Annotated in this window: 16 protein-coding genes; 3 read left to right on the top strand and 13 right to left on the bottom strand. The window is 38.5% G+C overall.

The genetic code is table 11. The features are described from left to right. Positions 1-23: 23 nt before the first annotated feature. Both ACDZ29_RS13080 and ACDZ29_RS13075 read left to right on the top strand, forming a co-directional pair. The gene (locus tag ACDZ29_RS13080; protein ID WP_375090990.1) at positions 24-1,001 is read left to right on the top strand and encodes a bile acid:sodium symporter family protein; all 978 of its coding nucleotides are present in this window, start codon (positions 24-26) and stop codon (positions 999-1,001) included. A 271-nt stretch (positions 1,002-1,272) separates the two neighbouring features. Next, on the top strand, positions 1,273-2,529 hold the full coding sequence (locus ACDZ29_RS13075; RefSeq protein WP_375090989.1) for a DUF445 domain-containing protein: 1,257 nt from the start codon (positions 1,273-1,275) through the stop codon (positions 2,527-2,529). A gap of 134 nt (positions 2,530-2,663) precedes the next feature. On the opposite strand, the gene ACDZ29_RS13070 is transcribed toward ACDZ29_RS13075, so the two are convergent. The 13 genes from ACDZ29_RS13070 to ACDZ29_RS13010 form a co-directional block, all read right to left on the bottom strand. Continuing rightward, positions 2,664-3,050 carry a hypothetical protein gene (locus ACDZ29_RS13070; protein ID WP_375090988.1) on the bottom strand — a complete coding sequence of 129 codons (387 nt, stop codon included), beginning with the start codon at positions 3,048-3,050 and terminating at the stop codon, positions 2,664-2,666. A 24-nt stretch (positions 3,051-3,074) separates the two neighbouring features. Then, positions 3,075-3,353: a hypothetical protein gene (locus ACDZ29_RS13065; RefSeq protein WP_375090987.1), complete on the bottom strand. Its 279-nt coding sequence runs from the start codon at positions 3,351-3,353 to the stop codon at positions 3,075-3,077. Between the two features lie 52 nt (positions 3,354-3,405). Further along, on the bottom strand, positions 3,406-3,834 hold the full coding sequence (locus ACDZ29_RS13060) for a hypothetical protein (protein WP_375090986.1): 429 nt from the start codon (positions 3,832-3,834) through the stop codon (positions 3,406-3,408). A 102-nt stretch (positions 3,835-3,936) separates the two neighbouring features. Then, on the bottom strand, positions 3,937-4,959 hold the full coding sequence (locus tag ACDZ29_RS13055) for an ADP-ribosylglycohydrolase family protein (RefSeq protein WP_375090985.1): 1,023 nt from the start codon (positions 4,957-4,959) through the stop codon (positions 3,937-3,939). Between the two features lie 294 nt (positions 4,960-5,253). After that, the gene (locus ACDZ29_RS13050; RefSeq protein ID WP_375090984.1) at positions 5,254-5,607 is read right to left on the bottom strand and encodes an Imm3 family immunity protein; all 354 of its coding nucleotides are present in this window, start codon (positions 5,605-5,607) and stop codon (positions 5,254-5,256) included. 1,023 nt (positions 5,608-6,630) lie between these two features. Continuing rightward, complete coding sequence (locus ACDZ29_RS13045; RefSeq protein WP_253511617.1) at positions 6,631-6,882, bottom strand: hypothetical protein; 252 nt, start codon at positions 6,880-6,882, stop codon at positions 6,631-6,633. Between the two features lie 11 nt (positions 6,883-6,893). Then, a complete protein-coding gene (locus ACDZ29_RS13040; RefSeq protein ID WP_375090983.1) occupies positions 6,894-7,676 on the bottom strand; it encodes a hypothetical protein in 783 nt (260 codons plus the stop codon). Beyond that, entirely contained in the window at positions 7,666-7,980 is a 315-nt protein-coding gene (locus ACDZ29_RS13035; protein ID WP_370013725.1) for a hypothetical protein, read from the bottom strand. Before ACDZ29_RS13035 ends, ACDZ29_RS13040 begins: the two co-directional genes overlap by 11 nt. Positions 7,981-8,161: 181 nt before the next feature. Next, positions 8,162-8,551, bottom strand: coding sequence for a hypothetical protein (locus ACDZ29_RS13030; protein ID WP_127777404.1), 390 nt, complete (start codon positions 8,549-8,551; stop codon positions 8,162-8,164). A 22-nt stretch (positions 8,552-8,573) separates the two neighbouring features. Beyond that, complete coding sequence (locus tag ACDZ29_RS13025; RefSeq protein ID WP_375090982.1) at positions 8,574-10,493, bottom strand: ribonuclease YeeF family protein; 1,920 nt, start codon at positions 10,491-10,493, stop codon at positions 8,574-8,576. After that, positions 10,490-10,780, bottom strand: coding sequence for a YwqI/YxiC family protein (locus tag ACDZ29_RS13020; RefSeq protein WP_289318189.1), 291 nt, complete (start codon positions 10,778-10,780; stop codon positions 10,490-10,492). The genes ACDZ29_RS13025 and ACDZ29_RS13020 overlap by 4 nt, the downstream gene beginning before the upstream one ends. After that, complete coding sequence (locus ACDZ29_RS13015) at positions 10,780-11,190, bottom strand: DUF5082 family protein (protein WP_375090981.1); 411 nt, start codon at positions 11,188-11,190, stop codon at positions 10,780-10,782. The genes ACDZ29_RS13020 and ACDZ29_RS13015 overlap by 1 nt, the downstream gene beginning before the upstream one ends. 251 nt (positions 11,191-11,441) lie before the next feature. Continuing rightward, positions 11,442-12,836, bottom strand: coding sequence for a M28 family peptidase (locus tag ACDZ29_RS13010; protein WP_375090980.1), 1,395 nt, complete (start codon positions 12,834-12,836; stop codon positions 11,442-11,444). 272 nt (positions 12,837-13,108) lie between these two features. On the opposite strand from ACDZ29_RS13010, the gene ACDZ29_RS13005 reads away from it, so the two are divergent. Then, complete coding sequence (locus tag ACDZ29_RS13005; protein ID WP_375090979.1) at positions 13,109-14,257, top strand: iron-containing alcohol dehydrogenase; 1,149 nt, start codon at positions 13,109-13,111, stop codon at positions 14,255-14,257. Positions 14,258-14,263: the final 6 nt, after the last annotated feature.

The raw sequence follows: 14,263 nt of genomic DNA, 5'->3' as shown, positions 1-14,263 counted from the left end.
TTTAAAACATCTAGGAGGTTACTATGGGAGTAGTAGAGAAAATCAGCGGATTTGCTGGTAAAACGTTTACCTTATGGGTCATTTTATTTGCAGTTATTGCGTATATCTTACCTAATCATTTTATATGGATTGGAGCCTATATTGTTCCATTATTAGGAATTGTCATGTTTGGCATGGGACTTACATTATCAGCATCGGATTTTAAAGAAGTATTCCGACGGCCGAAAGAAGTGGCACTAGGAGTAGCAGGACATTTTATCATAATGCCCTTATTGGCATTTGTATTAGCAATAGGGTTCGATTTGCCCAAAGAAGTGGCTGTTGGGGTTATTTTAGTAGGATGTTGCCCTAGTGGAACAGCTTCAAATGTCATGGTGTTTCTTGCGAGAGGAAATGTTGCGCTTGCAGTTGCCATTGCTTCTGTTTCCACTATTCTAGCACCTATCGTAACTCCCCTGCTTATTCTGCTCTTGGCAAGTAAATGGGTCAATATCAGTATTGGGTCGTTATTCATTTCGATCATTCAAGTGGTGATTATCCCACTGCTGCTTGGATTCATTGTTAAAAAGTTTTTCGGTAAACAGGCAGAGGCCGGTGCAAAGGCTTTACCTCTAGTATCTGTCATTTCTATCGTTCTGATCGTATCTGCCGTAGTAGCTGGCAGCCAAGCTCAGCTGGCTAAAACAGGTTTGCTGATTTTTGCAGTAGTCGTTCTTCATAATGTTCTTGGCTTTTTGCTCGGCTTTTTCTTTGCTCGTTTATGCGGAATGGATTTAGCTAAACAGAAAGCAGTTGCAATGGAGGTTGGTATGCAGAACTCTGGTTTAGGTGTAGCCATAGCAACAGCCCACTTCTCGCCTTTGGCCGCTGTTCCTAGTGCCATCTTCAGCGTTTGGCATAATATATCAGGCTCCGTTCTGGCCTTTATTTTCAGTCGCATGAAAGATAAGAAAAAAGTAGGGACCGTTAAAAATAGTTCGATAAAAACTGACGCATCATAATAAGTTGGAGATGAACCAAAAACGCTTTTCAGTAAATGAATAAAAAAAGCCGATTGAGTGAATCGGCTTTTTTTTGTGCATTTATCATCTGAATATTGAACATTCAAGGGAAAATGACAAATATTCAATGCCCAAAAATAATGAACTTACTGCCTTGTTGTGGTTATTTTTTTGAACTACCTGCTATACTACTAGATGAAAGTAAGTTATAAAATTTGCTAATGATTCGGGTTATAGTAATTGACTATCATTTTAAGGATGAGGGAATATAATGTCACCAAAAATAAAATCTTCAAGAAAAATAGCTAGATATTCACTAATTATCATGGGGGCAGGTTATATTGCAACCACTCCATTTCAAGGTTCATTGCCGTTAGATTTATTACATGGAGGGTTTGAGGCTGGTTTAGTCGGCGGATTGGCAGATTGGTTTGCAGTCACTGCATTATTCCGCCATCCGCTTGGATTACCAATCCCCCATACAGCGCTTTTGCCCAACAATCGTAAAAGAATGACAAATGCACTTGTTTCGATGTTAAAAAACGACTGGCTTTCTAAGGAAAGCATTCAGGACAAAGTAAAACATATTCCTTTTACTGAAAAATTGATCCCTATTTTAGGAAAAGAGATTCAAAGTGATACTTTTAGAAAAGTCCTGATTAAACTAATCAAGCAAATGATTGGTTATATAGATATAGAAAAGATTACACCTTTCGTTGCAAAAAAAATTAAAGCATCACTTTCTGGCATAGACATGAGCAAGATTCTACATTTAGTAAGTTCAGAGTTACTTAACGAAGAGTTTGATAAGAAGGCTTTGGATCATGTTTTGAAAAAAGCTGAAGATTGGTTAGGAAAAAAAGAAACCAGTCACCGACTTGGCACTGTTTCCATGGATGTACTCAGCAAGATTGAACTGGAAGGTATGCTTCAGTTCGCCGTTAAATCCATTCAAAGTCTACTTAACGAAGAGAAACTTGGGAATATCATCCAAAACCTGCTATTAAGTGTCGTAAATAATTTACAAAACGAGAAAGAACCAAATAGAGAAGCTTTAATCTTATATATCAGGAAAGAGATACAAGGCATTAACCATAACCGGGAACTGTTAGAAGGAGTTGAAAAATGGAAAAAACAACTTCTGACAAAATGGGAGCCTGAGGCGACAATAAAGGGAAGTCTACAACAAATTCAACAAGAAGCATTGGATTTCGTCGAAGAAGAACATTTCATGGATACTTATCTGACTCCAATGATTCATCACGTACTGGACAACATAAAAGAAAATAGCACGCACATCGATCATTGGATACAGAAACAAATTACTGTTCTCATTGAAAATAATCATACTCAGATCGGCAATCTTGTACAAGAAAATTTAGATAAGCTAGACAACGAAACGCTAATTGATATGATGGAAAATGGTGTAGGAAAAGATTTACAATGGATTCGGGTGAACGGAGCGGTCTGTGGTTTTATAATCGGGCTTATCCTAACAGGTGCACAGGCTCTGCTTAGGCTATTATAATTCAGGCACCTTCGGCCAATTTGGTAACGGAAGGATACTGTCGTTACCAAATCAACTGGTGCTGATTCGTTGCCTTTAGATTGACACCCCTCATAAAAAAGGCCCTTAACCTTAAGGGCTTTTTAATGGGGAAATTAATCTAATGTATAGGGTTTCCTCTCTTCGATTATCTCCACTTCATCCCGTTCCACAGATTTGGAGTACATATATTTATCTGTTCGTTCAAACCCCATCTTTTTAGCAAGTTCAGTGTTTGTTGTATCCAACAATACTTTTCCGTTATTTCTTTCTTCAGATGCTGGAAACATCTCTCCCTTATATATTGCCTTCGAATTTATCTTAAATAAATTTTCTACCTCTTCTACAGATACATTTTTTATATAAATATTTTCATCTAAATGTTTGAAACCTTGAGATAGATCAGCATGTTTATGACTTATTAACCTTATCGACTTATCTTCCAGTAGACTAAAACTATACTCGCTACCATTATGTATTGCATACTTTCCTTTTCTTATCATAGGTTCCCCCATTTTCAAACTTTATCAAGTATTCAATAATTCTTTATTTAATTTTTCAGCTTTATGTAATTCTGCTAATAACGGATTTTGATAATCACTATAACTATCCATATAAGCTCTTATACCACCAATTATTTTTAATTCTCTTATATCTTTATTATTCTCCAATGCTTTCAATGCATTCTTATATCTTATATATATAAGTTGTAAAACGCCGCTAGTAATTTCATTATAATAATCATTTTCAAGATTATTTATTACAACTTTTATTTGATCGATTAACTGCTTTTTCTTACAATCCATTTTAACCTCCAATATAGTGCAATAAAATAAATCGTATTTGAAACGAGAAAATTTAATCTATTGAATAGGGCTTCCTCTTCTCGATTATCTCCACTTCATCCCATTCCAAAGATTTGGAGTACATATATTTATCTGTTCGTTCAAATCCCATCTGTTTAGCAATTTCAGTGTTTGCTGTAACCAACAATACTTTACTAGTTGTTCTTTCTTCTGATGCTGGAAACAGCTCTCCCTTATATACAGCATAGGGATTAATAGAATATAATTTTCCAACTTCATTTACACCTACTATTTTCGTGTAAATATTATTTTTGTAATGAGTAAAGCCATTGTTCATATCTTTTTTATCATTACTAATTAATTCAATACCTTCCACTGCATCAGATTCTATGAATCTATACTCTTTCCCATTATAGATCGTATACTCACCTTTTCTTATCATTTTTCCACTCACCCCATTATTTGATTTTCCATCACCCAATTCAAAAGGCTTGCTTTCCGTTTAACATCGCATAAACCGGACTCTGTACAAAAAAAACTCCTATAATTTTATAGGAGTTTTTTTTTATATTGGGGATTTACATCAAACCCCATACTCTTCTTTAATTGCTTTATCTGCACAAAAACTATGGAATTGCTTGATTAATTGATCAATATCTTCTTTTCTGGTGATTTTCTCAAGCCATTCTTTAGGAATTTCGTCCATTTTATAGTACATACCTGCCATTGTCCCTGTAATGGCACCTACTGTATCCGTATCATCCCCTAGATTCACTGCTTTTAAAACGGCTTCACTAAATGAACCTGAATTTCCTAAGCACCAAATGGCTGCTTCCAACGTATGAACCACATAACCATCTGACTGAATTTCTTCTTGTGGTAATGAAAAGAAATCTTCCTCAAAAATCCTTAAATAGGATTGCAGTTCTTTTTGGTATATATGATCTTTATCAAAATTCTCATCAAAAAGTTTTTTTGTTTGTCTTATTGCATCTTCAGGAGAATTATTATAATAAAGTCTAAGTAAAAACTCGACATAAATAATGGAACCTACCACAGAACGCGGATGTGCATGGGTAACTTCCGTATATTTTTTAATGGTTTGGATTTTATCAATGAAATTAAAGTTATTAATAAGGATAAATGCTACTGGAGCGATCCTCATCAACGCCCCATTCCCATTATCAAACATGGCATTTCCGCCACATTCTGGCGCTGGGGCTCCATTTTTAAACTTGATTATGGCTTCACTGGTCGTTCTGCCAATATCGAACATTTCATGATGTGGTGTCCAATAACCAGATTCCATATACTGAACGAATTTTTGCATGAGCTCCGTTGAATCGCTTTTTTCAATTAAGTTTTCAATTAAACATAAAGTTAACGAAGTATCATCCGACCAGGTGCCTGGCGGCTGATTATACGTTCCATATCCCGATATATCATTAATAGTGAAAGTCCCTCTTTTTTTAAATTCAACAGGAACACCCAGCATGTCTCCGATAATACCGCCATACATACTCGGTAATAATCTTTTCTTAATGGCTAAACTCATAAAAATCTTGTTATCGTCTTCCCATCTGTCTACCATTCTTCTGCCTGTCATTCTTTACACCTACTTTTTGTTTAAGCACCATTTCTCAGTACCCTTGCTTAACAAATGCCCTACTGATTGATTAAATTCAAACTTTGTTTTTATGTATGCTAACACCTATACTACAACCACTATAATATCTTTCCATTTAAATACAAGAGCAAAATCAGTTCGTATTTCCAAATTACCTGCTTACCATTGTAGGTATCATACAAAGATTTAAAAATGTCCATTTTATTAAAAACCTTGAATGGCTTTAGCCACTCAAGGTTTACACTGCATCATTAAATATTTTTCTTTCACATGCTATTCTGCTGAGGTATAATCAACCTCTGCATTTCTTAGTCCTTCTATTACTTTTTTTATTCGTTTCGATAAGTCTTGTATTTCTTCTAATGTTAAGTCAGCTTCTGCTTCTTGTGGGTTAAACATGCTTAACCTCTTTGTTATACCTTCAATGCGCCCAACAAATACTTTTTCATGGCCGATTGCTATTTCTCCAATAGCAGTATCAACAATAAAATCTTCTATCTTGCCTAATCTATCAAATTCATCAGCTAGTTTTGCTACAGCATACCTATATCCCCTATCTTCAGCTAACAACTCTTCATATGTCTCCTGAATTGCATCAAATAATTCATTATACTCCCAATCTTTCATTAGTTTTCTCCTCCAATAAAAATTAAGTTAAGGTCCTGTAACCCAATCAAAGTATTTCAACAAAACTTCATGATGGTACAACTTTTATGATGTCTCAATTTTCAAACAAATTATTTTCTTTTTGTTCCATTCAAAAAATCCGCATATTTAATTTTGTGTTAACTTGCCTATTCGTCTATATATTATTCCCTTTAGTATATTACGATCTTTGTCATTCTAAATATAAATCGAGTAGTTAGTGTGGTTGATTTATTTAAATGTCACTACAACCAATCTCGTAAGTCTATTTACCATTATGAACTTTTTCGTACATAACCAACTACTTTCCCTTCCATATCAAACTCCCTCCCGTTACAGCAATTACAGTCCCTGTAACGTTTACCCGTTTTTTGCGGATAACGTGTTCGTAACGTAAATCCGTTAAAACGTACTGTACGATGACTTCAAAAAATAATACAACCCTTAATTTTTATATCGTTTTTTCTCTAGTAGTGTCGTACACTGTATAAAGCCAATTACAGTGTATAAATTTAACACTTATACACTTATAAAATTATACGTGTACCAACTCGGTTCTAAATCAAAACGCAAAAAAGCACTCGTTGCCATAAGTGACAATCAAGTGCTTTAAGTTTGTAAGTTTCATTGCATTGTAAAAACAGTATGACAACTATTGTGTTTCGTGACAAGTAATACCTTTAAAACGTCCGAGCTTGTGTGCATTCGTTAGCTCACTATACTTTCCATATCATTGTACCCGCCATACAATAAAATGTCATCTCACCTAAGCTCGTGTGTCTTATTTTACCTTGTCGAGATATGGGGGTGCAAACACTAGCTTATGATGGTACAACCATCATAGAGTCGATTCTTCAAAATGGCCTTTTCTTTTTTTGTACACTTCAAATATGCTTTGTTTTTCAATTACCTGTACAGTTTTGCTACAAGTTCGGTCATTCCTGTATGCAAAATATAAATTGAATAATAAGTGGTGTTTTTACACTTTCAAATCTAATGCAAATTTTAATTATTAATTCTGTTATGTCTACTTAATATTAACTCATAAAGAAAATCAAATGCTTCATTTTCACTAGCCATTTCTTTAATTATATAGTGACCTCCTCTCTCTCTTGTTTTATAAACTTTCCACACTCCTTGATCATGTGCACATCCTATTACTAGCGACTCATCCGTTATAGTATCTAGTACCATAATATATTCACCAATATTTAATTTTTCAGCATCATATCTATTTAAGAACTCCTGTTTTGTCACGTCTAGCCCTCCTAGTATTTAGGTATAACTCCTATAATCTCTAGCATCTCACCATTTAATGGTGTTACAATTTGTTCTGCTCCACCATTCATTAACTTCTCACCTGTAGCGCTACTAGTCCAGGAAGCAGCAGTACCTTTCACACCGTAAGTAGTATCTGTATTTCCAATTACTTTTTGTACTCTATCTTGGAAATCGTCATAATAAGCCTTAAAATCAGCAAATTCTGAATCAGAAATTGCTGTTCTTCCATTGGCCACTACAATTCGATTTAACTCTTCAAGATTTCCACTTTTGACTGCATCAATAGATTTAAAATAAGATTCATTATTAAAATTCCCAACGTGCCTTGCAGCAGGGTTTTCTATATACGGTATTGCACGTTGATCATATGTGTATGGAATACCATTATGAGGTAAAGTGGTGAAATTCTCTCCACCTTTTCCACCTACTCTATCCCATCTTTCTGGTAACGGACTATTTCTATCAATTGGCTGGATGGATTCTTCTACAAACCCCATCTTATCTGGCCAATCCACAATCATTCTACCATTTCGACCAAACCCTTCTGGACGAAGGAGTTTTGTGCCTTTAACAACAGTAACATCACCTTTTACTTCTAATGCGGCATATGCTTCGTGAATCTTTACAAGCTTCTGTTCACTCGTTAAATCATCTCGTTTTCCAATATTATTGATACTATTAAAATACTCCCCAACATTCTTAAACTTAGGATCATTCGTACCCTTAGAAATACTCTCCCCAGAAACACCCTCTACTTTGCTATCCTTCACCGTGATTTTTCTGATAGGCTTCCTTAATTGTCTGCTTTTCCATCATAACTTGGCGAAGGGCTGGTCCTCCTGTGAGGGATACTTTTTCCATACTTATCCGTTTAGGGATTGCTTTTTTACCTATTGCTTCACCTATATTTTTTAACGTGGTTTTTCCGGATTTCGCTATGTCTGTTATTGTAGCTTTTGCATACTGAACCTGCTTTTGCGCAAATTCCTTACTGTAAGGGACGAACTTTGTACCACTCGCTACTTTATCAGCGACTTTGGCCGCACCTGCCACACCGCCGATTCCGAGTGCCATCAACAGCCCGTTCTGGCGCTGTTCCTCGGTTAGCTGGTTGCAAAGTGGAGCTAAAAATTGAATTGATTATAAAATTGGATTCTAGTTATAAGATATAGAAAAGCCCCTAATAAGGGGCTTTTACTATTGTCCATATTAGGGGAACAGTTCAATAAATATTAAAGGCGTTTTAAACGAGGAATCAATCTAATGAATAGGGCTTCCTCTCCTCAATTATTTCAACTTCATCCCATTCTACATATTTGGAGTACATATATTTATCTGTTCTTTCAAAATCCATTTTTTTGGCAAGTTCAGTGTTGGTTGTATCCAACAGCACTTTACCTGTTTTTCCATCTTCAGATGCTGGAAACATCTCCCCCTTATATTTGGCATAAGGATTTATAGAAAATAATTCATTAACCTGATTTATATGAACCATTTTTGTGTAAATATTATTCTTATAATGAGTAAATCCATTGTCCATATCCTTTTTATCATTGCTTATTAATTCAATGAACTCTACTTTATCTGATTCTATAAACCTATATTCTTTCCCATTATATATAGTATACTCACCTTTTCTTATCATTTATATCCTCCATTACTTAGTTTTATATTACAGATGTAAACTTCTTCTCTCTACCATCAAAAATCCCGACTAATATTTCTTCGCCATTTTCAACTTTATATAATTCTGCGCCATTTTTCGGTAGGAATCTACCTTCAAATTTAAATTCAGGTATTACTTTATCATTTCTAGACCCCGTAAAACCGTTTAGTGTACATGGAGGACCATCTGTATTTAAGCCCCCAAATTTCTCCCCATATGGAACATATACATTATCTACTTTTTGTGTCATAAATTTTATAACACCGTAGGTACTTCCTCCTTCTGGAAATGGTCTTTTCCCATTCCAATCCGTATAATCTAACCTCAAACTTTCAACGAAATCATCATAAAGCTTTATATCATGAACATCTTCGGCTTTTGCAACGTAACCTCCAATTTCAGAATATGTGCCATCTAAGTATTTTTCTATATCCTGCCCTGGAATGGTTTTCTGTAAAATAGTTGTCCTTGTAATAGGTGGAACAGCTTCTCTAATTGTTTTTAATTTTTCTACTTCCAAATCCGTTAACTCATCATGCGATTTTAATTTTAATTCTTTAAACTCTGACGAGGTCATGCCCACATTTTTGAGTACATCATCTATTTTAATATTAAAGCCTTGTAGGTCCTTTAATTTTTTTGAGTCAAATTGGGTTTTAACTTTTCTACCGTTAGTTGTTTGTTCACTAATATTTTTAAGCTGTCGACTATCCACATACTTAGCCGCACCTGCCACACCGCCGATTCCTAGTGCCATTAGCAGGCCGTTCTGGCGCTGTTCCTCGGTTAGCTGGTTGCCGAACATGTCTTTGCCGGTGACTGCTTCGCCGAGGCCGTTGGCTGCGAGAAGTCCGTATATCCCGTATTCGGTTTTCTGGAGGAGGCTAAAGCCTTTTGTTGTTTTATAGGCATCGAGCGCGTGGTTCGCCGCGTTGAGTCCTTTGGCCGTTTTGTATAGGGCGCTGCCGCCTTTGATGGCCCGGCCTGCCCAGCCGACGACGGGGATGAATCCAGCGGCGGCCATGGCGCCGGCGGCGATTCTTTCGGCATCGGACAGCTTACGGCCCGTTACTGGATCGACTCCGGTTGAGGCCCTGATTGAATCATAATATCCCGTAAATTCCCCTGTAAAGGTTTTTGTGGTATCCCAGGCTTTTTCATACCACGGGCGGTTTTCGAGTTCTTCCATTTCACGTTCGATTTTCTGGGCTTCGGCTTGTTGCTTTTTGAAGGTCTGATAGTCTTTCATCTGACCGGCGACTTCATCCTTCACTTGATAGACGTCACTATTCTTAAATGCCGATTGGTTGAACGTCATCGGCGAAACGTTGCCGTCCTGTTTGGTGGCATCAAGCAAGGCGCGGAAGAGGCCAACGGCCACGTTTTCCTGCCCGACGGACACATCATATTCCTCGACCAATTGCCGGTCGACATTCTCGACCTTTGTCACGGTGTCGTCCAGCCTTTGTCCGGCCAGCGTGATTTTTTCATTAAAGTCCTTTTGGTTGAACATATCAAGAGGCAGGATATCGTCAATGCTATTCAGGATCCTTTGGAGATCGTTCGCTTGTTCATCGACAAGCGACTTCGCTCGGTTAATGCCGGTCGAGACTTCGCCATCTAAAAAGGGAACCTCGACCACCGTAATTCCGGATAGGTCCGCCTCTTCCAGACTGGCTGGAATGCCTTCCAAAAAACTGATCTGGGTAGTGAATAGTTCCATCCAGGCGTCGGCCACCTCGATTTGTGCTTCATAAAAGCTTTTGATGGCTGCGGCACCGGCCCCTTGAAACTCGTTATCCAGGCCGACGATGCCCTGAAATTCCTTTTTCAGGGCTGTGACTTCCTTCTTTAGTTCTTCATATTGCTTGGCCCGCGACTTGGTTGCGGCCGTCAATGTCTTGGCTTCATATATTTTCATCGCGGCTGGTACCCATGTGAAGACGTATGGGCGATGGCTTCATCCTGTTCTTTTAATAAGTCAATGTTGGCACGGGTATCTTCCACATTTTTCTGGACGATTTTGATATATTGCTCGAAGACCTTCTCCAGGTTCGTTTCCCGGTCAATCCATTTCGAGGTGAATTCCAATTTATTGCTGCCAAGTTCGCCTGCCGGCAGATTTCCAAGCGTGACTGTACCAAGCGCCGTCTTCACCTGATCGACTTGCTTCATTACGGCAGGATGATTCAGTTTGATCGTCGTCATTAAAACAACCACCCTTTTAAATATGATATTTTACTTTCCAGTTGATCTATGACGGCTTCTCCTTTACCTAAAAGTACATCCGCTTCATGAGCTATGGTGCCTGCTGCACTCAGAGCCTTTTTCTCTATATTAAGCATCATGATTTTACCGTCGATTTTCTCTTGATAGTCGTCATAATCATCATGAATGATCGTTGACATTGCCTTGTATGCATCACTGCGGGCATCTTGAAAGTCTTCTGCACGGTTTCCCGTCCAGCTTTTTGCCAAGTCTGGATTTTTAATTTTAGCAATTTCCCCCAGACAAGCGTTCTGTTCGTCTTTTATTTGTCTTTTTGCCTGCTCCAAACGATTAATTTTTTCATTCACATCGGACATTTTACTGGATAGGGCAGAGTGAATTTCACTCAATGAATTTGCATACACTTAAAAAAATCACCTCAAACATACTATTCTCATTATGCAGACTGTCATATTTTTCATAATTTTTATTATAAGGATTATAGTCTTAGAGTTAAATAGGGATAAATAAGCTATTTATGCTAGGTGTTTAGGGAATCCATCCCACACGCACCAATTCCAGAATAGACTTTTTACCTCTTTATTTCCATTTTCAAACATAAAAAGAGAGTGCAGGCTGCACCCTCTAAATATTTACTGCATTATTTAAATTCCTTTTCGTCAAATAAATGCGGAACTTTCACCTTTTTCCCTTTTTTATGATTGAGATCAGGTTTTTCAGGTTCGATTTTAGCTTGGTCATAGACAGCGGTGCCGACAATTTCAGCAACATCTTGAAGCTTTTCTTTTGAGATTTTATCAATGGTATCATCAGGAGTATGATACCAAGGTTCTGATGGACTATGGATGAATAATGCAGCGGGAATCCCAGCCTCTGCGAAAGATACATGGTCACTTCTACCGCCTTGTCCATATGGAGTCGGCTCGCCATTCAGTCTTGCACTTGATGCCTGAGCCAGCTCGGTTACAAGATTCATTTCTCCATCATTAGTTAAAATGACCAAATCTCCTGCGTCCCGGCTTCCTATCATATCCAGATTGAAGTTGGCAAGCGTCCGCTTGATATCATCATCAGAGAGATTGTCCACATAATGCTGTGAACCTAGAAGTCCATTTTCCTCAGCCCCAAAGGTGACGAAGCGAATTTCCGTATCTGTAGGAAGATTCTTCAGCACACGTGCAAGTTCAAGGGTGACGGATGTTCCTGATGCATCATCATTCGCTCCGGGTGCTCCAGCGACGGAATCATGATGTCCAGTAATATAAATGATATCGCTCTTTTTTGCTTTTATGTTCTTGGTTGCTTTTTTCGTTGCCACTACATTATAAGAGGTTTTCTCTCCGGAATAAGCTCCTTCAATTTTTAATGATGCTGTCAATTTAGCTCCAGCATTTAATTTCTCCAGCAGGGCTTCTCCATCCTTTTTGGTTATCGTGACAGATGGAATATACTTGTCATTAGCCCCTCCGAGTGTCCCGTTTAATTCCCCATCGGCATTATTGAACAGGATGACTCCCGCTGCCCCTTTTTCTGCTGCATTCAATACTTTCTCTGCAAAAGTGAGGCTGCCTCTTTGTATAAGGGCAATCTTCCCTTTAACATCGGTTTCCTCAAGTTCTTCTTTCGTTCCTAAACCGGCGTATACCACTTCACCGGATAAATTCCCATTAACTGAATAGGTTAGATGGTTCGCTTGGATTTCCCCATCAAATCCAGCAACGGACAGCTTGACCAGATTTGGGTCTGTATAAGATAAAAAATTGAACTCTTCGATGTCGGCTTCATAGCCATAAGAATTGAATTGCTTTTTGATGAATTGGACGGCCTTATACTCAGAATCCGTACCAGCCACCCGAGGTGTTTGTGAGAGGTATTCAATATTCTTGTAGATTTTGTCGACATCAATTTTCTTAACGACTTTCTTGTCCGTGGATGGCGCCTGTTGCACCTGTGATGAATGCGGCGTCGCTAAAGCGGTAGTTGTCCCGAGTGTCAATGCTGCGATTAATGTTATCGATAGAAATTGTTTTTTCATAGATTGCCTCCCAGTTTAATAGATTACCTCCATAATTTTACAATATATAGATAATACTAACTAGGTAGGTTTATCCCTATTAATGCATGTCTAAAGTAACGAATTTACAAATCAAAGAAATAAGCAGGCCGTTTGACACGTACCGAAAGTTCTCTACCATTTGATATTTTGTCATATTATATAAAAATACCTGGAATCCAAACAGGATTTTCGCTCTTTTTCGGGAAAATAATACAGAAGAGATTGAATTTTTACAGGGAGAAGGCGCAAAGATGTCGATAACTAAATTTGTGATGCCGGAAGTGATTTTTGGAAAAGGTTCGATTGAACAAGCCGGTGAGGCCTGCTTGCGGTTGGGTGCCAAAAAGGCGCTTATAGTCAGCGACTCTGGTGTGGCCAATGCTGGCTGGTTAGATAAAGTCATTAAATCCTGCCAAGATGCTGGTCTTGCTTTTGCTACCTTCATTGATATGACGACCAACCCGAAAGACAGGGAGATTGAAGCCGGCTGTTTGACATTTAATGAACAAGAATGCGATGCCATCATTGGTTTAGGAGGAGGCAGTGCTTTGGATGTCGCCAAAGGGGTAGCCCTTTTAGCTACGAATGGCGGCATCATCAGTGATTATGAAGGCGTTGATAAAGTCCACTCCCCCCTCCCACCCATGGTGATGATCATGACTACGGCCGGATCGGGATCAGAGGTCTCCCAGTTTTCGGTCATTGTAGATTCATTCCGCGAGAAAAAAATGACGATCATTTCAAAATCACTCGTCCCCGATATTGCAATAGTCGATCCCGGTACCTTAACCACCTTGGGTCCGGATTTGACCGCGGCTACGGGAATGGATGTTTTAACCCACGCCATTGAATCCTACGTTTCAATCGCTGCCACACCATTGACCGATGTCCAAGCTAAAAATGCGCTTTCCATCGTTTCCCGTCACTTACGCCCCTCTGTTGCATCCAGGCATAATGAGGAAGCAAAAAAATCGATGGCGATGGCAAGCCTGCAGGCAGGACTAGCTTTTTCCAATGCCATTTTGGGAGCGGCCCATGCCATTTCACATGCCATCGGCGGCAAGTACCTCCTTCCGCATGGGGAAATCAATGCGATACTCCTTCCCCATGTCATGGAGTTCAATCGAATTGCCTCACCAAGGCGATTCAGTGAGATTGCAGACATCATGGGCATCGATACACGTGCATTGACCGAGCAGCAAGCTGGAATGGCGGCCATTCACTTCGTAAGGGAATTATCCCAGGATATAGGGGCTCCCAAGAGTTTAAGTGATGTCGGCATTACAAAGGAAATGATAGATCCCATAGGGATGACTGCCCTTGAGGATGCCTGCATGATCACAAATCCTCGTGATATGTCATTAGAACAGATTAATCATCTGCTTCTTACAGCCCTATAAGAGGTG

This window comes from Peribacillus sp. RS7 (genome assembly GCF_041956845.1).
GTDB lineage: Bacteria > Bacillota > Bacilli > Bacillales > DSM-1321 > Peribacillus.
The sequence above is the reverse complement of the archived record's forward strand: the minus strand, read 5'-3'. Positions and strand labels throughout refer to the sequence as shown.